Origin of the sequence: Flavisolibacter ginsenosidimutans, assembly GCF_007970805.1 — a bacterium.
In the GTDB taxonomy this organism is placed as follows: Bacteria; Bacteroidota; Bacteroidia; order Chitinophagales; family Chitinophagaceae; genus Flavisolibacter; species Flavisolibacter ginsenosidimutans.
The window spans coordinates 3,070,422-3,091,125 of the sequence record NZ_CP042433.1; the positions used below are offsets into that span (position 1 = coordinate 3,070,422).

The 20,704-nt window shown below is 48.2% G+C and carries 23 protein-coding genes; 7 read left to right on the forward strand and 16 right to left on the reverse strand.

Translation table 11 applies throughout. The features are described from left to right. Positions 1 to 460 precede the first annotated feature (460 nt). Entirely contained in the window at positions 461 to 2,146 is a 1,686-nt protein-coding gene (locus FSB75_RS12685; RefSeq protein WP_146788011.1) for a CHASE3 domain-containing protein, read from the forward strand. A gap of 387 nt (positions 2,147 to 2,533) precedes the next feature. Here the strand turns inward: FSB75_RS12685 and FSB75_RS12690 are convergent, their stop codons facing one another. From FSB75_RS12690 to FSB75_RS12705, 4 genes are all read right to left on the reverse strand, one after another. Next, positions 2,534 to 2,755: a hypothetical protein gene (locus FSB75_RS12690; protein ID WP_146788014.1), complete on the reverse strand. Its 222-nt coding sequence runs from the start codon at positions 2,753 to 2,755 to the stop codon at positions 2,534 to 2,536. 130 nt (positions 2,756 to 2,885) lie between these two features. Further along, entirely contained in the window at positions 2,886 to 3,209 is a 324-nt protein-coding gene (locus FSB75_RS12695) for an ArsR/SmtB family transcription factor (RefSeq protein WP_146788017.1), read from the reverse strand. Positions 3,210 to 3,661: 452 nt separating this feature from the next. Next, a complete protein-coding gene (locus tag FSB75_RS12700; RefSeq protein WP_146788020.1) occupies positions 3,662 to 4,477 on the reverse strand; it encodes a hypothetical protein in 816 nt (271 codons plus the stop codon). A 157-nt stretch (positions 4,478 to 4,634) separates the two neighbouring features. Continuing rightward, complete coding sequence (locus tag FSB75_RS12705; RefSeq protein WP_146788023.1) at positions 4,635 to 4,877, reverse strand: hypothetical protein; 243 nt, start codon at positions 4,875 to 4,877, stop codon at positions 4,635 to 4,637. A 95-nt stretch (positions 4,878 to 4,972) separates the two neighbouring features. Between FSB75_RS12705 and FSB75_RS12710 the strand changes: the two genes are divergently transcribed. Next, a complete protein-coding gene (locus FSB75_RS12710) occupies positions 4,973 to 6,076 on the forward strand; it encodes a toll/interleukin-1 receptor domain-containing protein (RefSeq protein WP_146788026.1) in 1,104 nt (367 codons plus the stop codon). A gap of 558 nt (positions 6,077 to 6,634) precedes the next feature. After that, positions 6,635 to 7,648, forward strand: coding sequence for a T9SS type A sorting domain-containing protein (locus tag FSB75_RS12715; protein WP_146788029.1), 1,014 nt, complete (start codon positions 6,635 to 6,637; stop codon positions 7,646 to 7,648). A gap of 10 nt (positions 7,649 to 7,658) precedes the next feature. Here the strand turns inward: FSB75_RS12715 and FSB75_RS12720 are convergent, their stop codons facing one another. Both FSB75_RS12720 and dinB read right to left on the reverse strand, forming a co-directional pair. Beyond that, positions 7,659 to 7,886 carry a hypothetical protein gene (locus tag FSB75_RS12720; RefSeq protein WP_146788032.1) on the reverse strand — a complete coding sequence of 76 codons (228 nt, stop codon included), beginning with the start codon at positions 7,884 to 7,886 and terminating at the stop codon, positions 7,659 to 7,661. 219 nt (positions 7,887 to 8,105) lie between these two features. Beyond that, positions 8,106 to 9,278, reverse strand: a complete 1,173-nt coding sequence (gene dinB, locus FSB75_RS12725; protein WP_146788035.1) for a DNA polymerase IV — start codon at positions 9,276 to 9,278, stop codon at positions 8,106 to 8,108. A 182-nt stretch (positions 9,279 to 9,460) separates the two neighbouring features. On the opposite strand from dinB, the gene FSB75_RS12730 reads away from it, so the two are divergent. Continuing rightward, complete coding sequence (locus FSB75_RS12730; protein ID WP_146788038.1) at positions 9,461 to 10,429, forward strand: phosphatase PAP2 family protein; 969 nt, start codon at positions 9,461 to 9,463, stop codon at positions 10,427 to 10,429. A 214-nt stretch (positions 10,430 to 10,643) separates the two neighbouring features. On the opposite strand, the gene FSB75_RS12735 is transcribed toward FSB75_RS12730, so the two are convergent. Beyond that, positions 10,644 to 10,982, reverse strand: a complete 339-nt coding sequence (locus FSB75_RS12735; protein WP_146788041.1) for an RNA recognition motif domain-containing protein — start codon at positions 10,980 to 10,982, stop codon at positions 10,644 to 10,646. 319 nt (positions 10,983 to 11,301) lie between these two features. Here FSB75_RS12735 and FSB75_RS12740 point away from each other — a divergent pair, with 319 nt between their 5' ends. Both FSB75_RS12740 and FSB75_RS12745 read left to right on the forward strand, forming a co-directional pair. Next, positions 11,302 to 12,045, forward strand: coding sequence for an acyl-CoA desaturase (locus FSB75_RS12740; protein ID WP_146788044.1), 744 nt, complete (start codon positions 11,302 to 11,304; stop codon positions 12,043 to 12,045). 119 nt (positions 12,046 to 12,164) lie between these two features. Further along, positions 12,165 to 12,566: a DUF7793 family protein gene (locus FSB75_RS12745; protein WP_146788047.1), complete on the forward strand. Its 402-nt coding sequence runs from the start codon at positions 12,165 to 12,167 to the stop codon at positions 12,564 to 12,566. Positions 12,567 to 12,578: 12 nt separating this feature from the next. Here FSB75_RS12745 and FSB75_RS12750 read toward each other — a convergent pair whose 3' ends face one another. Then, a complete protein-coding gene (locus tag FSB75_RS12750; RefSeq protein ID WP_146788050.1) occupies positions 12,579 to 13,088 on the reverse strand; it encodes a hypothetical protein in 510 nt (169 codons plus the stop codon). A 167-nt stretch (positions 13,089 to 13,255) separates the two neighbouring features. Between FSB75_RS12750 and FSB75_RS12755 the strand changes: the two genes are divergently transcribed. Continuing rightward, complete coding sequence (locus FSB75_RS12755; protein ID WP_146788053.1) at positions 13,256 to 14,215, forward strand: energy transducer TonB; 960 nt, start codon at positions 13,256 to 13,258, stop codon at positions 14,213 to 14,215. Between the two features lie 2 nt (positions 14,216 to 14,217). On the opposite strand, the gene FSB75_RS12760 is transcribed toward FSB75_RS12755, so the two are convergent. The 8 genes from FSB75_RS12760 to FSB75_RS12795 all read right to left on the reverse strand — a co-directional run bounded on the left by FSB75_RS12760 (position 14,218) and on the right by FSB75_RS12795 (position 20,687). Beyond that, positions 14,218 to 15,408, reverse strand: coding sequence for a DUF3570 domain-containing protein (locus tag FSB75_RS12760; protein ID WP_146788055.1), 1,191 nt, complete (start codon positions 15,406 to 15,408; stop codon positions 14,218 to 14,220). 93 nt (positions 15,409 to 15,501) lie between these two features. Continuing rightward, positions 15,502 to 15,723, reverse strand: coding sequence for a DUF4266 domain-containing protein (locus tag FSB75_RS12765; protein ID WP_146788058.1), 222 nt, complete (start codon positions 15,721 to 15,723; stop codon positions 15,502 to 15,504). 1 nt (position 15,724) lies between these two features. Next, positions 15,725 to 16,678: an FAD:protein FMN transferase gene (locus FSB75_RS12770; protein ID WP_146788061.1), complete on the reverse strand. Its 954-nt coding sequence runs from the start codon at positions 16,676 to 16,678 to the stop codon at positions 15,725 to 15,727. Then, positions 16,668 to 17,105, reverse strand: a complete 438-nt coding sequence (locus tag FSB75_RS12775; RefSeq protein WP_146788064.1) for a thioredoxin family protein — start codon at positions 17,103 to 17,105, stop codon at positions 16,668 to 16,670. Before FSB75_RS12775 ends, FSB75_RS12770 begins: the two co-directional genes overlap by 11 nt. A 192-nt stretch (positions 17,106 to 17,297) precedes the next feature. Then, entirely contained in the window at positions 17,298 to 18,284 is a 987-nt protein-coding gene (locus FSB75_RS12780; protein WP_146788068.1) for a DUF1028 domain-containing protein, read from the reverse strand. Between the two features lie 139 nt (positions 18,285 to 18,423). Then, positions 18,424 to 19,140: an SDR family oxidoreductase gene (locus FSB75_RS12785; protein ID WP_146788071.1), complete on the reverse strand. Its 717-nt coding sequence runs from the start codon at positions 19,138 to 19,140 to the stop codon at positions 18,424 to 18,426. Between the two features lie 95 nt (positions 19,141 to 19,235). Next, positions 19,236 to 19,802, reverse strand: coding sequence for a GNAT family N-acetyltransferase (locus FSB75_RS12790; protein WP_146788075.1), 567 nt, complete (start codon positions 19,800 to 19,802; stop codon positions 19,236 to 19,238). Between the two features lie 129 nt (positions 19,803 to 19,931). Further along, complete coding sequence (locus tag FSB75_RS12795; protein ID WP_146788078.1) at positions 19,932 to 20,687, reverse strand: thioester domain-containing protein; 756 nt, start codon at positions 20,685 to 20,687, stop codon at positions 19,932 to 19,934. Positions 20,688 to 20,704: the final 17 nt, after the last annotated feature.

A 20,704-nucleotide genomic window follows, 5' to 3' on the forward strand; every position in this document is an offset into this window, starting at 1 on the left:
ATTTTGTTAGATCGAGGAAAGCGAATAAATAACAAGACCCGTACAAAACAACAGCCGGCAAACAGGCTTCTGACTTGCATTAAATTACAAGACGTTTAGCCGCCCTGTTTAGCGTAGCATGTACAAAAACAGCCTCTCCAAAAGAAGAGGCTGAACTTACCATGGTTGCGACGCGCAAAGGGCTGTTGGTGAAAATAAGGGTGTTTCCTTAATTACGACGCTTACTCTCTTTACTTCATTCCGTTAGAACATGTGAAGGTAAAAAACGAACCTTTCGTGACTTGCTTGTGTAATCCCCTGCGGCATTTTCTCCATCGGACTTAAACAATGCTTAGGCGAATCATTCCGCTGCTTTGACGATATTGATCAAAATCATGGAAACAATACAATTCTTTTACATGCGCTAAGAAGCGTAAGGTTGTCTCAACAATTACCTTTCTTGGTTCGTTTAACACTCCCCATGAAATCAACGCTATTTTTAAGGCCTTGCTTTGAGCAAAAGCTGCTTCCTATCTTTTTGGTTCTTTTTTCCATTATCACCTCCCTGGCGACCCTTGTCTACAAAAACAACCAGGTTCACCAGCGTACTTCCGTCTTGGTTGAACACACAAAGGACGTCCTTTACAATACCGAAGAAATATCCAGTTCGATCAAGGAGCTTGAATCCGCTGTCCGGGGATATGTTATAACGGGCGATAGCGCTTTTTTATCGCCCTTCCTTGCCAACAGCAAAACCATCAATGCCGGCATCCGAAAGCTGTCTATCCTTACTGAAAATGACCCCCTTCAACAGGTAAGAATAGATAGCTTACACCTGTTGACGGAGAAAAGGACGAAGGCTGCCCTGCTCACGCTGGAACTGCGAAATACTCATGGGATGGAGGGTGCACAGAAATACATTCAAACCAAAGCCGGCTTTCACCTTACCCGTCAACTGGATGCGCTGCTAAACCGCATTGAGGCCGCAGAGGAAGCGCTTTTAACCCTTCGAAAGCAGGCCAATGACGAAAGCAACCAACGATTTTTCGCCTTTTATTTTTTACTGATTGCGGTATTACTGGCAACGCTTGTTGTTTCTTTTGTTGCGTTGAGAAAAAATCTTACCGCCCGAAAAAAAGCCGAAGAATCGCTGCGGGAAAACAAGGTCCTTCTGCGATCCATTATCGACAACACCAGCTCCCTGATCTATGTCAAAGACGACAAAGGTCGGTTTACGTTGGTGAACAAAGCCTTTGAAAAGAAATACAAGCTTACGAGCGGGCAGGCAATTGGAAAAACAGCCTTCGACCTTGCACCGACCCGCTACGCTCGTAAATACGACCTGAACGATCAAACGGTTTTGCGCGACGGCCGGCTGCTTGAAGTGGAGGAAGACGCGGTGATTGAAGGGAAATTGCATCACTTTTATTCGGTAAAATTTCCCCTGCAAAAAAGGAACGGGAAAAATTACGGGGTGGCCGGTATTGCCACGGACCTTACCGATTTGATGACAAAGAAGCAGGTGGAAAAGCAAAAAGAAATTATCGAAACCACCGTGGACGCGCAGGAAAAAGAAAGAAAGCACCTCTCTACCGAACTGCACGACAACATCAATCAGCTGTTGGCTTCTGCTAAGCTGATGCTGGACGCCGCCAAAACCAATCCAGAGCTGCACGATATCTGCTTGCGCAAATGTGAAGAGGCAATTGGAGAAGGCATTTCAGAGATCCGTAATTTGTCACATGCTCTCGCCGCGCCCTCTTTTGCCGCAGGAGGCTTTACCAGCGCCGTAAAGGATTTGGCCGACCGGATCAATTTAAGCGGAAAGATAAACGTACAGACCTCCCTTTGCACGGAGGATGAAATCAACCCGTTGTCCGAAAAGGCAAAGATTGCCCTGTACCGCATTATTCAGGAGCAGATGAACAATACCCTAAAATATGCCAAGGCAAGCGGTATCCACATTGAAGTAAAGCCCCAAAATAAAAAGGTGTACCTGCGGATTGCCGACGACGGTGTAGGGTTCAATCCTGGCGAAAAAGCAAAAGGCATCGGCCTGCGCAACATCGAAAACCGCATTGAGTTTTTTTCCGGTAAGATGAACCTTGTCTCTTCTCCCAATAAGGGCTGTGTGCTGCAAGTCGAACTCCCTATGTCATGCAATTAACAGGCGTTCTTTGGAAATCTTCCACTCTGTGAAGCCTTGGACACAATCGCGTCATCGTCTCCGGTCTTTGTTTTGCACTGGATGATTACCTTGTTCGAACTCCTATAGCGTTTTCAAAAAACCAAAAGTGCTATGTGTACATGAAAAGCCCCTCATAAAGACAAGAGGCAAAATCCACTAAAGCAAAAATTCTATCCTCTGATGTCTTAAAGTTACAAAAAAGCCTCCCGCAGAGAACAAGAGGCGTCTTCGAAATTAACTTTGCACACATAATGTAAGCTGATACAATATGCGGAATAAATAAAATTGTTCACTTACTGCGCTTGCAAAAGCGAGTACATTATTATCCGGCAGAGCGAGGATGGTCTGTCAATTGTAAAGTCCTGCTTAAACTAAAGGATTATTGACGCCAACTTGAATACGGTAGGTAGCTTCCATACTTTTCACCTTGTTTTGCAAATCAAGAAGGCTGGCATGGAGGACAAGCAAGGCAGCAAGCTTTCTGCAGCCCTTTTTTGATTGCTGGTTCTTGAGCGTAGCAATTGCGACGGAAAGCTCCATCAGCATTTCTGAAAGATCTTTATCGAGGGCGGAAGCGGATACGGTCATTTAGGAGGAAAGGTTCTTAACCAAAAGTAAACGCCCTTTCGAACAAATCAAATAGCATGAGTCAGGTAAAGAGTAAAAAGTGAGATGCAAGTTTTTTCGGTCTGGTTTTTCATCTTTTATTGAAGGCAGTTTATCGGAAGGAGGACGAAGAAGCTGCCAGCAATCGATCGGCAATCTTTTCCACGTCTTCCAGGCGTTTGTTGTTCACCGAATAAAGCATACGCTTTCCTTCGCGCTGTGCGCTCACCAGTCCTTCACGGCGAAGAATGGCCAGGTGTTGCGAGGCCACGGATTGTTCAATGTGGAACTTTTTGTAAAGAGACGTCACGTCGGTTTGGGGATTCGCTATCAGGTAAGAAAGAATTTGCTGGCGCAGGTGGTGGTTCAGGGCGCGAAAAACCAGGGCAGCTCGTTTTGTTTTGCCGGTTAAGACCTTGAAAGATTGCTTGTCCATTTGAAAAAAAGCGTTGTTTTCGTGGGTCTGTTTAGAAGGAAACGCCCTGCAAAGAAAGACCTTTTCATGGGTATTTCTTTACTTCCTCGGCTCGGCGTTGGCAATCATTAATAGAATTTCGAAAGGACAAAGAATTACAGCAGCCTTCAAAGAGCCTGATAACTATAACCGAGCCCTTCAAATCCTTTACGTCGTTTTGAAAAAGTTCAGTAATGAACGAATGCGTTCAATTTTTCAAACCGCAGATGCCCATGACATGAAAGAGGCCTCCGTGGAAACGAAGGCCGATACCAAAACTAACTGCTTATGAGACTCATGTCTCTAAGAGGAGTCGAAGGTATGCTTTAATCAACGGTTCTGCCCTGCTTTCACACGCCTCTCTATTTTCGAAAGGGGTGTATGTTGCCATTACTGCAAAACCGAATGCGGTGTGCGGGCCGTTGTGGATGCGATTAAAAGGTAATGTTGTGGATGGGGTGCATTTCCCAGGCGGTGTTGGGGCGAAGCCCGGTGGGCCCTACGGCTCCGGCGGCGTGGTCAATGTCAAAAAACAGGCTTCCTTTTAAAACCGTCAGACGCAGGGCAGGGCTGAACTTGGTGTAGCCGCTCTGTCCGCAGAAATCCGTGCCAAAATAGCTTTTAAGATAACTGCGCACTGCACTGATAGCAGCGTAGGAGGATTGTGTGCTGGGCGGATTGCCGGAAGCCTCGCAGTTGAGCAGGTTGCCCGCTGCACTGTTGGCATCGCCGATGATCATGTGAAAATCGTTGTCGCTTTCTCTTGCAATGGCGTAGAGGTAAGCGGTTGTGATGTCGCGGTTGCGGTTTTCTTCCGACACCCTGGGCGAGGAATTGGTAATTCCCAAGCCCTGCATGTAAGCGTCGGTGGGCAGCGTGACGCGAAGGGCGTTAATGGTGGCGTAGGTGCCGTATGAAACCGAGGCATAGGAAGTTTTGGCCGCACTGCGTGCACTGCCCGCAAAGGCGTCCGAGCAGGCCGTGATTCGCTCGTGCTGTGCTTCGCCTTCTTCGGCTTCCGCTTCGTCGTCGCGATCGGGTTCACGGGTCACCAGGGTGTACTGCCCGTCGTGGTGCCAGACGGCGGTATCGGCGGTGAAAGAAGCAAGTGTGGTGACGGTATCGTGGTGGGAAACGGCGACGGCGGCCACTGATTGACTTTCCGGTGCGGCTTGTTTTTGACAACTGTAAACCGTGAGGATAACCGCCAGGCAAAGAACGGCGAAAACAAAAAGGAGCGAAGATTTCATGACGTAGGGTTTTGGGTGTTTGACTAATGTAGCACCAATCCGCACGAAGGGCAACGGAACTTGTGCAGACTTGTTGAAAACTTAAGGGCAAAAAAAGCACCGATCGCTCGGCGTTAAGATGCGCTGACGATCATCCTAAACGCAAAGACCTTCCGATTCAGCGCTGCACGTTTGCAACGCCTTCGGCAATGGCTTGCAGCAAGCCTGTGTCAACGTTTTTGGGTATTCCATTTTGTGTAGCAACTGCCCTGAAAAGCCCTTCTTCATCCGGTTCAAACAAAATGCTCGTACCGTGAACGTTTACGGCAAACTTGTACGTATATCCAAGCTGCAAGAAGCGTGTAGGAAAGAGCAACTCTTTTCCGTTGTAGACTACCGGCAGGTCAAAGAATTCATTCACTGCTGCAAAGGTTCGTTGAACTTGATGAATTGATCTACACAAATAAAACTTACCTTATAGCTCAAACCTGCGAGAGGAAATGTAATCGACCGTTTATGGCAAATTCTGTGCATGTCAACAAGCTTCAAGAAGGAGTGGAAAGTTGGAACAAATGGCGGGAGACGAAAATCTATGCGTATCCAGACCTGTCAGGGATTAACCTGAAGGATACAAACCTCAGCGGCGCAGATCTTTCTGGCGCCAATCTTTCCCAAACGTACCTCGCAGGCGCAAACCTCTCAGGTTGCGATCTTTCCTATGCCATCCTTTTGGGCGCCAACCTAGCAGGGGCTGATCTGTCGAATGCGCAACTTCGGGACGGCAATTATTCCGGTGCTGATTTTTCCCGCGCCGATTTATCCGACACTAACCTTTCGCGCACCAACCTGTTTGCCTCCGATTTATCCCGTGCCTATTTTTCGCGCACCTACTTTTTGCGAGGGAACTTCAAAAGGGCGGATTTTACCAACTCCTTTTTGAACGCAGCTTCTTTTAACGCGGTCGATTTGAGCGAGGCAACGGGCCTTGAACAGGTAAGTCATCTCGGCCCTTCCTACCTCAGCATTGACACGTTGTATCTTTCAAAAGGCCGGGTGCCGGAGGCATTCCTTCTTGGTTGCGGTGTACCGGAGGAGTTCGTGCGTTATATACCCTCTATCATTGGTGCGGAGCAGGCCATACAATTCTATTCCTGCTTTATTAGCTATTCCAGCGCCGATGAAGCCTTTGCCCGGCGGCTGCACGCACGGATGCGCGAAGCAAAGCTGCGCGTGTGGTTTGCGCCCGAGGACATGAAGGGCGGCAGAAAGATCTATGAACAAATCGAATCCGCCATCCAAGTACACGACCGGCTGCTGCTGGTGCTTTCGGAAACCAGCATTAAAAGCGAATGGGTGCTAACCGAGGTGCGGCGGGCCCTCAAAACAGAGAAAAAAGAAAACCGGCGAAAGCTCTTTCCTATCCGTTTAGTTGATTACGAACGCCTCAAAGAATGGGAGCTTGTCGACAGTGACAGCGGCAACGATCTCGCAACAGAAATCCGCAGCTACTTTATTCCGGACTTCTCCAATTGGAAAAATCACGACGCTTTTGAGACTGCCTTTGCAAAACTCCTGCAGGATCTCAAAGCAGAAGACGAAAATCCGGAGTCAAACTGGTAACGGAAAGCGTGGGGTTTACCCGACCAAACAGAAGGCCGCATAAAAATGCAGCCCGGTGTAACATCCAATATTCTATGAAAAGCCTGCCGCAAAGATGTTGGCGCCAAACTGAAGACGATAGAGCGGGTGTTCACCGAAGGAAGTAAGAAAATCCACCGGCAACCGAAGTACGGAAGTGAACTAAAAGCCTCCGTGGAGGCCGGTATCAAAACTAACTGTTAATGAGATTTTGTTTCATAGCAAGACTATTACTGGATTGTTTGCATGGCTACAATTGTATTCATTTTCGATTGGCATTTTGAAAGCTAAAAGAAAAAGAACTGCTATAAATTGCTCTACAGATAAATAAATACTTTTTTACAGGAGTTTGCCCTAACTTATTTCAATGGCCTTACATAACGTTTTCTAATCGCTCATACTCCCTTATCTCCCCATAAGTATTTACCTCTATATTAAGGGTTTTTACCGAAGAGCTTGCCCTGCTCAACTTTTTGTGTGAAACAAACACAGCGGAATTGCAATCTTGTGCGCTTACTGAAAAATCAAAAGTTATCGCGCATGAGAACGGGGATCTTTACTTTCATTTGTTTGCTCTTTTCAACGCTTTTGTTTGCCAATACCGTCACCGCGGTTACCGGCACTGCTTCGCCGGGGAGCTGGAGTACAGGCGGTTCATGGTCGTCGGGCACAGTGCCGCAATCGGGAGACCTCGTGGTTATACCGGCAGGCAAAGCCATATCGGTATCAAACCAGGTGTACACAAACACGGCTCCCGCTTTAATCATCCAGGTTGCGGGAGAAATTGACTTTCACCCATCCGGCAAGCTGGATCTTTCTTCTACGAGCACCTTACAACTCTTTGTGGGCGGCAAGATCATTCCGCAAAATTCAGCGTCATCGCAACTTATTGTATTGGGTGGCGTAACCAAATACAATGCCGCCAACAACGGTACCCTTGCAGGCCCCGCATTTGCAGATGCCCTTTCCGGGTCTTCGGTTTCTGGTCAACCCCTGAGCGGCTTCTCGTCTGGCGTTTTGCCGGTAACGTTCACCGGCTTTTCCGCAAAGCTGCAAAACGACGGTGTTTCCCTGCAATGGCAAACGGCAAACGAAAAGAGCGTTCGCGATTTTGTGGTGGAAAGAAGTGACGACGGCGGCCTGACCTGGTTGGAGCGGAGCACTGTGGCTGCAAAGGGAGGCCCGGCTTCTTATGGCTTTGTTGACCGCCTGGCCCCCAACGAAGCCGCTCTTTTCCGCATCAAAGCCAGAGACCAGGATCAGCGTTTCAGCTATTCTTTTATCCTGAACGTAGGCAACAAGAGCAACCCTGGCGTGGCGCTTACGCCCAATCCCGTAAAAGATCAATTCCAGGTTTCGCTCTCCCGTCCCCCCGGCGGTACGCTCCGCTTTCAGTTTATTGATGTTTTTGGCCGCGTGGTGCGAACAACGGAAAGGGATGGAAGCCAAAACCGTTTTGACCTGAGCGTAACCGGGTTGCCAAAAGGAAGCTATGTTTTACTGCTCACGGGTAAGGATCAACTTATCGGCAAACAAACCGTCGTCGTTCAATGAGGCTGCCTGCTTAGTCTTTCTTTGCCTCGTGCTTTACTTTGACACCGCTGTATTTTTTGTGCTTGGGGCGTACAAGGTTGTGCACCTTTTGCGCAGGCGTGGATGTTTTTTTCACCTTGGTTTTGTGCCGGCGTGTTTCCACTTTCAGCTTTTTGTCGTTGGCCTTTACTTCCTTTTGTGCTGAAGCGCCAAGCCCGGTGGCTGCAAGAAAAACAAGAGCGAGAAGAAACTTTTTCATAACGTCGTTTTCCCGGTTGTTGCAAAACAGGGGCCGGGCAGACAACTGGGGATCGTTAAGAAATTACCGGACTTTACCGCCTCTCGAAGCAGCCGTGGCCAGTTAAATTATCCGCAAGAGACTTCAATAGAAAGGCGGAAGGAAGAACTGTATTCCCGTGATTTTTGTTGGGTTTAAAACAAACGCCGCCATTTGTTCCCTTGCGCTCTTGCGAAGACGTCATTTCTTTTTAGCCGCCGGCTTGGTTAAGCCCGTTGCTTTCTTCACGGCATCCATTCCGAACTGCGCTTTGATGCCGTCCACCGTTTTATACAGTTGCAGTTTCTCGGCTTCTTTGTCAAATAAATTCATTTGCAGGGTCATGGGAACAAGGTGACTAAACTTCACACCCAGCAAACGAACCTTCTCGCCTTTTTTGTACAGCTTCGCAAACAAGTCTTTCACTTTTGCGAGCAGCACGTTGTCAAGGGCCGTATAGGCAATAACTTCCTGCTTGCTTACGGTGGTAAAATCGGGATAGCGGACTTTCACGGTTACGCAACCGGTCAAACGTTCTTCGCCGCGCAGGTCGTGTGCGGCTTTTTCGGTGAGGCGAACGAGTTCCTTGTGCAAAAAACCGAGGTCGGCAAAATCGGCGTCGAAGGTGTTTTCGTGTGAAAGCGATTTTTGTTCGCTGTAGCCTTCTACTTCGGAAGTAGAAATGCCGTGGGCTTTTTCCCAAAGCCTGACGCCCCATTTGCCAAACACGTGCTCCAACTGCGCTACGGATGTTTTGGCCAATTGTTCGATGGTGTCAATGCCGATGGCCTGCAGGTGGTGCTGTGTTTGTTTGCCAACGCCGGGGATCTTTCCGATCCGCAGCGGCCATAAAAATTCGGTTTCCTTTCCGTGTTCAATTTCCAAAAAACCGTTTGGCTTGGCTTCGTTGGTAGCCATCTTGCTTACCAATTTGTTTGCCGAGAGACCGTAGGAAATGGGCAAGCCCGTTTCGTGGATGATCTTTTCTCTCAGTTTCCGTGTGTATTGTTTTACGCCAAAGAATTTGTCCATGCCCGTGAGGTCAATGTAGAATTCATCTACGGAGGCTTTTTCGTAAACGGGCACCGCGCCGGCGATGATGTCGGTAACGGCGCGGGAATATTTGCTGTAATCGGCGTAGCTACCTTTTAAAAAAATGGCCTGCGGACAGAGGCGTTTTGCGGTGAGCGAAGGCATGGCGCTCTCGATGCCGAACTTGCGGGCTTCGTAACTGCAGGCAGCCACGATGCCGCGTTGGCCGTCGCCGCCCACAATCACGGGCTTGCCGCGCAGCGAAGGATTTTTCAACAATTCGACCGATACAAAAAAAGCATCGAGGTCAAAATGGGCAATGTATCGAAGCGGTGTGTCCACGGTTCAAAAATAAGGGTTGCACTGTGGCGAAAGCAGGCCGCGTTGCTTTTACCGCGAAGGAAAAATCCGTGTACACAAAGCCCGTTGCGGCACAAATTAAACGGGTATGATTTTTTCGTTAACAATTGAGGAATTTTCCTTGGCGAGATTTACCCACAATGTAAAACAATGAACGAAGCGCTATGAAAAAACTGTTGCTCCTCCCGGTGTTTTTCATTTTTACCGGAACTGCCTTTGGGCAGAAAGATTCGTTGATTCACAAATTAGACAGTCTGAGTAAAAAGACTGACAGCGCGGGCAAGCAGGCAAACAATACCGCGCCAAGAGCTTACAACAAGTACACTGAAATTACCCCGTCTGCCTTTCTTACCCTGCAGGCAAGTAACCTGAAGCAAGCTTTTACCAAGCCTTTTCACATGACGGGTAAAGACTGGAAAACCACCGGCAAGTTTGTATTGGTACTGGGGGGTTTGGCCTTTGCCGATGAACCGGTTCAGCGATGGGCGGCAGACCTGCGCGAACACAACAGCAACAGTACCTTGCTCAACGTGAGTCACCAGGTTACCAATTTTGGCGGGCTTTACGAGGGCTACACTTTGGGTGCACTGGGCGCCTACGGATTTCTGTTCAAGAATGAAAAAATGCAAACCACAACGCTTTTAGCCCTGCAATCCTACATTACCGGCGCGGCCGTGGAAGCCGTGCTGAAATTTGTCAGCGGCCGCCAACGGCCTGAAGCCATAAACGCGGCCGAAGCGGGAGCAGAGCCCAAGTTTTGGGGTCCGTTTAAAACCATCCGTGATGCACAGGGAAATAAATTGAACAGTTCTTTTCCTTCGGGCCACACAACGGTGGCGTTTGCCGCCGCTACGGTGTATGCCATGGAATACAAAGACAAGTTGCCTTGGGTGCCCTGGCTTGCTTATTCGGCCGCAAGCCTGATTGGCGTTAGCCGCATTACGGAAAACAAACATTGGCTAACCGATGTAGTGGCTGGCGCTGCACTGGGGTATTTAACAGGCCGGCAGGTTGTGAACAATTATCACCGGTATGCAAAGCTGAAATCGCCAAAGACGTCGAAAAACTCCGTGAGCTTTACGATGGGTTATAATTATGGACAGCTTACGCCGGGACTTCTTTACCGGTTTTAAATTAGTGAGTGGTGAGTAGTCAATCGTGAATAAGTGATGCGGTTTTGATTGACTTCGGCAGAAAGACATTTGCCAAACAAAGCCTTGAACGAAAAGAAATTTAGCCTTGTTTGCCGGAGCCTTAAAAGAAAAAATCCTCTTCAAATGAAGAGGATTTTTTCTTTTCGTTGAAGGGCAATCTCAGGGAGTGTTTACTGCCGACTGCCGCTTGTGCTTAGTAACGATTTTTATTGTAACCACCGCCACCGTAGTTGCCACCACCGCCGTTGCTACGGAAGCCACCGCTACGGCCACCGCCGCCTGCTTTTTCTTCTTTGGGCTTGGCTTCCATTACGCGGATTGTGCGGCTGTCAACGGTTGCCTGGTCCAATTCAGCAATGGCTTTTTTTGCTGCTTCGTCGTCGCTCATTTCCACAAAACCAAAGCCGCGGCTTTTGCCTGTGAATTTGTCGGTAATAACCTTGGCTGAAGTTACTTCGCCGTACTCGGCAAAAAATTCTTTTAAGTCTTCATCCTGTACGCTGAAGCTTAAGTTGGAAACGTAAATGTTCATGCTTTCTTTTTAAAAAAATAAATAATTGAGGCACGAGGCAAAAAAGCAAAGGGTGAAACGAATAGCAGAAAAACGTAGCAGATTCAGTAAAACCAAAAGCCCAAATGCGATGCTCATTAACGGCACGAATGTAGGTGAAAAATCCTGCTTTGAAAGAGCGAACTTGTTAAGTTCCCGTTACGATAAAAAGCTTCCGTTCTTTTTTGCGCTTCTTCTGCTTTTGATGGCCTACTTTTGCGCCGTCAATTTCTACCGTCTTTCTCTCCTGCTTGCGGCGTAAGATTCGTAGAGGCCTTGTTCATTCAAAGTTTATTTAACCGTGTTATTCGTTATTCTGTTTTTTGTTCTTCACTGGTACCTTTCGCTGTTTTCGCAAACTTTTTTCCTGCACCGTTATGCGGCCCACAAATCGTTTACGATGAGCAAAGGCTGGGAGCGGTTTTTCTTTTTGTTTACCTGGTTTACGCAAGGTTCGTCGTATTTAAGCGCAAGGGCTTACGGCATTCTTCACCGCGTTCACCACGCTTACACCGATACCGAACTCGATCCCCACTCACCTTCCTACGATAAAAATCTTCTGGCCATGATGTGGCGCACAAAAAACATCTACACCGGTATTTTGTACGAGACCTCGCCGGTGGAAGAACGCTTTACCAAAAACGTTCCGGCGTGGAAAAAGTTTGACCTGTTTGCCAGCAGTTGGCCCTCACGTGTTTTATGGATTGCGGTTTACGTAGCGCTTTATTTGTTGTTTGCACCGTCTGCCTGGTTTCTGTTGCTGGTGCCCATTCACGCGGTGATGGGACCCTTGCACGGCGTCATCATTAACTGGTATGCACACAAGTACGGCCACGTGAATTACGAAACCGACAACACGTCAAAAAACTTATTTAAAGTGGATTGGCTGATGTTTGGCGAAGGCTATCACAACAACCATCACACCTTTCCTTCGCGCAGCAATTTTGCGGCAAAGAAAGGTGAATTTGACCCCTGCTATCCTTTCATCGTTTTGTTGAACAAACTGGGTGTGATAAAAATTTCGAACAGCCTGCAGCCGGCTTAAGTGCCGCAACGCAGAACCTGATTTTAAAAGCCGTTTCATTTGAAGCGGCTTTTCTTTTTGCAAGCCAATCCGGCTTATGGCTTCTCTTTTCACTTTCCGCCTTTAGCTTCGCCCTTCCCATGAATGCACAACAAATCAAACCGCCGGCGGATGCAGCGATCATTAAAGGAGAAATAGCGGATTATTGGTACAACGACGGCATTCTTTATTCTTACTCCAAAAGCACAAAACGCACGGTTGAAAACATCCGCGATAATGTTTGGCTGGTCAAGAAAATAACGGGTAACAAAACCGTTCCGCTGCTGATTTATTTACGTCCTTCGCCGGTGCCCGATAAGGCAACAAGAAAATTTTCGACCGAACAACTGCCACAGGTTTACAAAGCGATGGCGATGGTTTCAAAACAGGGCCTTGCGCAGTTCATCATGAAGATTTTGTTTCGCTTAAAGCCACCGCCCATCCCGATGAAACAATTTTCAAACGATGTGGATGCAAGAGAATGGCTGAAGCAATATTTATAAATCCATTTTGCACTACTGCTTTTCCTTTTTGATAATCGAACCGGGATTGGACGGCTTTAAATAAAACATGGCGGAGACACCGAAGAAAGTCACGTCGCTTGACGAGTATTTACCGCTGTAAAAATATTGGCCAAAGACCACGTTGAAGTGAATGCGTTCGCTGTAAGCGTATTCAATGCCCGAGGTCAGTTCGGTCATAAAATTTTCTTTGGCGTTGAAGATGCCGCCGATGCCGGCGGTAAACGTGTTGGTAAAGCGTCCCTGCTGAAACACGTTGAGGTTTGGCCGCAGTTCCAGGTAAACCGAAGTGTCACGTCCGTGCACATTAGCCATAGTCGTTTTGCCAATGTCAACGCCCATGCTGAACACGTCCCATTGCCGTCCCACTTCCAGCGCAATGTTTCCTTTTTCCGACAGCGTGCCGGCAGAGTTGGTAAACTGTGGCGCCAGTGAAATATAGGTTTGCGAAAAAAGTGCAGAGGCAAAAACGCAGGTCAATAAAAGCAGAAATCCTTTCTTCATGTGCAGAATTTGAAAACCTAAAATAAGCCCTGTTTTTGTATGCCCGCTAAGAACAGGAATCTGACCCAAGTTTACTGTTTCGTTTTGCCCGTTGTTACAAGGTGCGTTTCGGTGAGGCCTTTTCAAATGTGCCAAAATATTTTACTTTGGTGCTTCATCAGCTTTGCATGAAAACACTACTAACTGCTGCCGTTCTCCTGCTTTACTTTTTTGCGCAGGCACAAAAACGCGAAGAATTTTTCGATTCCCGTTTTAAGCCCGACAACAGAAGTCCTTACTATTACGTGATTACCGAAAAGAAAGACAGCGGCTGGTACCGCGAAGCCTATTATGTTTCGCAAAGAACCTTGGCCATGCAAGGTTGGTACAAAGATGAAGCTTGCCGTGTAGCACACGGCGCTATGAACTGGTATCATACCACGCGGTTTCCTTCTTCGAAAGGATATTATATTGACGGGAAGAAAGAAGGCGTTTGGTTCGGCTACGATGAAGAAGGCCACATGACCGATTCTTCGACGTATAAAAACGGGCGCCGCATCGGCATTGCTTATCACTGGTACAACAACGGATTCTTACGCGACTCGCTCATCTTTGACGGACAAGGCAACGGTGTACAGGTAAGTTGGTACGAGGACGGCGCACCCGCAAGCAGCGGGAAGTGGAAAGCGGACACGCTGAAGACCGGCCGCTGGCAGTATTACGATAAAAAAGCCAACGTGATGGCGACCGAAGATTATGCCGACGGCAAGTTGCAAGTATGCAATTGTTACGATGAAAACGGCAAGGCGCTTGACACAGCCCTTTGCCGCGAAAAAGAAGCCGCCCCTGCAGGCGGCATTTATCGTTGGCAAAACTATTTGCAACACGGCCTGCAAAGCATGTTAGAAGCAAAAGCAAATTCCCGCGAATGGTCGGCCGGGCAGCTCACCGTAGTGATACGATTTGTGGTGGAAAAAGACGGCAGCTTGTCCGAGTTCAAGCCGCTAACGAATTACGGGCATGGCGTAGAAGACGCCGTCATCGATATTTTTAGACGAGCGCCGCGCTGGACGCCGGCACAACAGTTTGGCCGTCCCGTGCGCAGCTATCATACCCAACCACTCACGTTTGAAATAAAAGTGCAATAAGCCTACTTCACCTGCAGGTTCAGCGAAAGAATATTTGAATTCAACCCGTTGCTGCGCGAATAATGCCCGTAGCGAATCTCCAATGCACTTAGATGCTGTATGACCAGCACGCCTTTCTCCGGTGTAAGCCGGAAACCCGCGCCATAAAAGCCGCTGTTCAGCGTTGACAGGTCGTAGTTGCTTGTATAAAACTGTTCCGAAACGCTGTGCGTGTTGATGGGCGCAAAATATTTTGTTCCCTGCTGGTTGTAATAACGATAAAACGGCGTGAAGGAAAAGAAAGGCGAAATCTTCAGCGCAGCTTCCAGTTGCGCCGTATGTGCACTCAATCCCCAATCGTCGTGATAATAGCGGTAGAAGCTGCGCAGAACAACCTTGTCACCCAGAAAATAATTGGCGCGAATGCCCAGCGGAATTTTCAATCGTGTGCCGGGCAACGTTTCTACGCCTTCGCTTCCGTTGTTAAAATAAATGCGGTGAAAAGGCAAGCCCAGGTAACCTTGTTGATAAACCACGTCGGCAATGAGCGCCAACTGGAAATTTGGATTAATGATTTGCGAGTACGAGAACGAGCCGCTAAAAGAGTTGCGGGCCTGCGATGCGTAGTCGTCTTCGTGGGAGTTAATGTTTTGATTCGAACGTAATTCAATGGGCTGAATGATGGTAACCTGGTCGAGATAAGCTTGCAGCTTTACACTGAACTCGCCGTTGCGGTTGGCCGTTTTTTTCGCAAACAAAACATTCGCGCCAAAGGATTTGTAATCGAACTCGGAGGAAAAAGAAACGCCTGCGCCAAAGGTTGTTCCTTTTGCGTTGTTCTCGGCCATCCAGCTCAGCGAAGGATAGATGCGTGTGTCGGCGCTGGAAGCGGAAGAAATTGTTCGCGGGTCAATCTTGTCAGACGATGCGGATGTGTAATGATCAATGCCGGCTTCGAGTGTGAAACTGTGCTTCACGTTGTTGGCTCCCCAGCGCACAAATTTTAAATCAATGGTGTTGGAATAATCGGTCAGGTTTTCCGTGCCCACGCCACCGGTTACGGCCGAATTGTTTCCGTCCTGGTGGTAATAACTTGACACAAGATTGGCTTCTTCAAAGGTTAGCTTACGCGATTTGTAGGCCGTGCTGTCCTGTGCAAAGGCCGCAAAGAAAGTAAGGAACATCCCGACGACGGATAAACAAATTTTTTTCATGAACGAGATTAAAAAGAAGTAAGAAAAGAGATGACAACCATCAGCAATTAGCTATCCGATTGAAAAGATTTATACTCAACTAAGCTGATTGCTTTAATTGCATCCGCAGCCGCCGCCGGTTTTGCCGCCGTTGGCACCCGATGCGCCTTCGCGGTAGGATTGAAAACTCATTTCGGTCTTCTCCACCTTGCGGGCCGATAAAGCCATTTCGCTGTCGTTGATTTTGTTCTTCTGGTATTCCTTCACCGTGGTGCAGGAAGCCAGCGAAATAACCGCCAAGAGCAAAGCCGCGCAAAGCCAACAATAAAATTTCATGCTATTTCAGGTTTATGTTTTTTGATGTGTAAAGGCCATCGTTGTCGTCAATAATGATGCAGGCCAGCCCATTAATCTGGTTGATTAGGTCAAGACCCACTTCCATGCCCATGATCATCACAGGTGTTGCCATGGCGTCGGCTATTTCCGCATTTGGGCTGATGACGGTAACGCTTTTGATGCCGCGTACAGGCAGGCCCGTTTTGGGGTCAATGGTGTGCGAATATTTCTTGCCGTCAATAAGCACAAACTTTTCGTAATTGCCCGAAGTAGCCACCGCACCTTCACTCAGCTCGAGGGAGGAAAAAGCCTGCGTGATTTCGTTTGGGTTGGCAATGCCGATGGTCCATCTTTCGCCGTTGGGCTGATGTCCCCACACGGTTAAATCACCGGCTGCATTTACGATGCCGCTTTGCACGCCGCGCTGTTTCAAAATCATTTTCGCCCTTTCCGCCGCATAACCTTTTCCAATGCCGCCAAAGCCAATGCGCATGCCTTCTTCTTTTAAAAAAACGGTGCAATCGTTTTCATCTAAGACGACGTTGCGGTAATTAATCAGGCGCACCATTCTCTTTGCTGTTTCGGCATCGGGCAAAGCCGTCATGTGCCGGTCAAAATTCCAGAGGCTTTTGTCAATGGAGCCATAGCTAATGTCGAATGCGCCTTGGGTGATGTGCGAGATGCGCTTTGAACGTTGAATGAGATCGAACACTTCGCGGTCAACTTGCACGGGCTTAATTCCCGCATGACGGTTGATGAGTGCCGTTTGACTTTCTTCGTTGTAGGTTGTCAGCAAGGCTTCAATGCGGCGAATCTCTTCTATAGCTGCATCAATGTGCTGCATCGCTTCAGCCTCATCAGGCCATACTACGCTTATCTCAAAGCGGTTGCCCATGAGCCGCAAAACTTTTTTGTGAACCGCTAAAGAAGGGGACAGCGTTTCGCTATTGAACATGCATCAGGTCTTTGAGCTGCGTTGTAAATTCCGCTGCGTTGGCGTTTGGATAACCGTCCCATGTTTTTACAACCTTGCCTTCTTCGTTCAGCAAAACGGTATAGGGAAAATGGCCTTCGGGATCAAATTTGTCGGCCAGTTGATTGTTTCTTTTTTGTTGCTCTTTGGGCAACTGGTTTTTATTCAACCGGGGAAAATCGGCGTTCACCAGCACAAGGTGAGGTTCGGCGAAAGACGTAAATTCTTTGCTGTCGAACACTTCTTTGTGCAGACGAATGCAGGGAATGCACCAATCTGAACCGGAGAAAGAAAGCAACACGTATTTGTGTTCGCTCTTTGCTTCCTGCGCCGCTTTTTCAAAATCATTTTGCCAAACGGGCGGATTGTTTAAAAAGAGCGACAGGATGAAAACAGAAAGGAATTTCATGGGAAAAAAGTTTTCAATAAAGCTAACGGAGCATACCTAAAAAAAAGTATAACGCCATGCAGGATTAACAAAAACCCGTCCTAATTATTGCGGATCAAACGGTTTGTATCGGTGACCCGCACCAATGTACCGACAATTCTTCGGGAGCAATTGAACAGCTTTTGGTTTTTGCAGCGAAACCATTCGGCGCAATCACAAAGCCAGGATACTTTTCAACTCGCTGTCGCTTACAGTGAGCAAACCAACCTTGGGCAAGCGGCGGGTTAATTCTTTCCAATTTGCATCGGCGGCGAATACTTTTTTCAGAACAGGAATGGCTTGTCTTAACTGTTTGTTGTTAGCCAGTGTGATGGCCGTCCAATACTGCATCTCTAAATTTTGCGGGAACATTTTCATCGCCGCGTTGTATTCCTGCATCGCCTTTTGCATGTCGGCTTTTTCTACCGCAAGGTCGCCGTTGTTCATGTGTTCATAGGCTACTTGCGTATTGTACAGCCGACGCAATTCAACCAGCGGTACCGGGTTGTCATCAACCCGTAAATCAACCAGCCGCTCGTTCCAGGGTTGATTGTTGCTTTTACCCGGAACAACAATGATGGCTGCGGATTGCTTGCCGCGTATGTCGCCACCGGCCGCTTGTGCGGCATCTAAAGCGGCCAACAATCGTTCGGCTAAAACCTTGCCTTTGCTCCTTTCAAACGCAGCGGCCATTGCTGCGGGAACCTTGTTCGTCAGCATCATGTTTGATTGAACAGAGAAACCATTGCCTTTGATGTGGCCTGCGTAATCAATGCAACTTTTGCCGGTCTGCACAGCCACGTTGCCGTGTACGTCTACAATGGCCACCTGCCGCACGTCGCGGCCTTCATCGGTGGCCAACAAACTGTCTAAAGTTTGTTGCGCCGTTAAACCGCTGCGCAGCAAATTCAAACCTCTTATGCCGAATGATTTGTTGGTGAAAGATTGCGTAGCTACCGCACCCACCCCGGCTTCGGCCCAACTAACCGATGTGCCTACCGAAAACCAATGGCTTTGCACGGCCACGCCCATTTCGCCGGTTGCCGAATCACGGGCAACGATGGAAAACGTGTGTGCCAGCGGCGATGCTTTTTTGTACGCTTGCGCGGCTAAAAATTGAAGCGGGAAAAATGCAAGGAAGAGAAAGATTTTGTTGCGCATAAACGGAATTGAATTTTAAAAATAGGGCGAGAATGGTTGTTCCATGAAATGAAGACGCCGTCTTTTTTGGTACATTAAAGACGGCGTAAACAACCGCACAAAGCCTGTATGAAACCAAATGCTTTACCCGCTAAACAAGTCAGCCTTTCGCCGGTTTTGAAGGCCGCACTTCTACTTTACTCGGCAAGGTTCGTGGATGCATTTGCAAAAGGTCAACGACGATCTGGCCAATGTCTTCCGGCTGAATCTTCCAGGCATCGGCGTCGGTTGGTTTGTGATCGTTGAACTCCGTGGCCACGGAGCCGGGCATGACGGTACTAACCTTGATACCGTATTTGCGCAAGTCAAGCATGATGGCTTGCGTAAAGCCCACCAATCCAAACTTGCTGGCATTGTAGGCTGCGCCGTTTTCAAAAAAATTTGTACCGGCCAAACTGGCAACGGTAATGATGTAACCCTGCGATGCTTTCAACGCATCGATGCTTGCTTTTACGCTGTGAAAAACGCCCGTGAGATTGGTGTTGATGGTTTGGTGCCAGGCTTCATCGGTCAACGTATCGATGGGCGCAAAATGTCCCACGCCGGCGTTGGCGACCAACACATCCAACTGCCCGAATTTTTCAATGACGGCTTTTACCGCTGCTGCTTCGGAGGCCATGTGGCTTACGTCAGATTGCAAGGGTAGAACTTTTGATGAATCGTTTGATAACGTTGTCGCTGCTTTTTGCACAGTGTTTAGGTTTCTCCCGGAGATGGCGACCCGCATTCCAACAGACAAGAGTTGTTGAGCAATGCCAAAGCCGATGCCTTTGCTACCGCCGGTTATATACGCCACTTTGTTTTTTAAGTCTTGCATGGTGTTCGTTTAAATGGTTGTTGAAAGAGTGAAGGTAAAGGCGGGTGCAAGTCACTCTTGAAGAGAAAAATTACGTGCGGCTTGTGCAAGAGCCGTTATGCATGTGAAGCATTGGCCATTTCTGCCCATTCGTTTTTCAGCAACCGGTATTGAATAACGCTTTTATAAACATCACCCACTTTGTACTGGTCTTTCAGTTCGCCTTCTTTGATCATGCCGTTGTTCACCATCACTTTTCCCGAAGCGATGTTGTCGGTAAAGTGCGTTGCGTAAATTTTGTGAAGGTTCAGTTCTTCAAAGCCAAATTTCAATACAACACCTGCGGCTTCCGTCATAAGGCCTCCGCCCCAAAAAGGTTCGCCGAGCCAATAACCCATCTCCGCATTGTCGTGTTTACCGGCCGGGTGCAAGCCGATGGCACCAATAAATTCGCTGCCTTCTTTTTGCACGATAGCAAAAACAAAACGCTCTTTATGCTGAAAGCCTTGCAACACAAAATTGAGCCAGAAGACCGCGTCTTTTTCGGTGTAAGGATGCGGGATGTTCAGGACGTTATCAGCAATGGCTTTGTTGTTTGCGTATTTAACAAGCGAGGCGATGTCCGTTACCTGCAAGCTGCGAAGCAACAACCGGTTTGTGCTGAGTTGAGGAAGCTGGTTCATGTTTACAGAATTGTTTTGGGTTTACTTGTTCTATCCGTTATAGTACCGGCATTGTGTAAATGAAAAAGCCTAAGTTACAAACTCAGACCCTTTCGTCAGGTTGGCGAATGAGGGTTGCGGGTCCGGTTTTTAAAACGTCAGGTCTTTTAATTTTTTCCGCGTGCCTTCGGTCAATCCTCCGCCGTCCGTTACTTCCCAAATCGCCGCTTGTATTACCGAAAGTTTTGACACCTTGTCTGTGTCGGGTTTGCCATCGGCCTTCAACACGTTTTGATAACCCAGATTCTTTGGCTTCAGAATGTCTTTTATTTCATTCAACGCTGGCGGTATCACGGACGGACCAAGCGAATACGAAAGAATGTTTCCGTCTTCGTCATAAGGGCTTGGTGCGTGGCGGGACTGGTTGATGCAGAAGCCGCCGGCCATGATGGTTTTTGTGCTGCCAGGTGTAAGCGTAACGTCGCCGATAAACAAAAGCAGTACGCCTTGCGACATCAGGCTGCTGCTGCTAACCACCAGCGCATCGGGAAAGTGGATGGTGATGGGTAAATTGGTTTTATTGCGCAGCGTACCGCAAAGCTGCGCCACGCCGCCGGGCAGGCCGCGAAAGTTTTTGAATTCTTCAAAATGCGGCGGTGTACTCATGTAAAAACAAAAATTAAGATCGTGCAGGCTGTCCACCAATTCTACGCCGTCAGGCAGTTTCCAGGCGGGTGCGGTAAACGGTGCGGTAGATGGACCATAACCGGGCTCATTCACGCCCCCGGTTTGTCCGTTTGACGAACCGCCGGATGTAGTGTCAACCGTGTCACCGGTCCCGCTTTCTTTTTTGCAAGAGATAACGAACGGTGTGAATGCGAGCAGGTAGAGTATAAGCTGTTTCATTTATTTGGTTTTGCGTT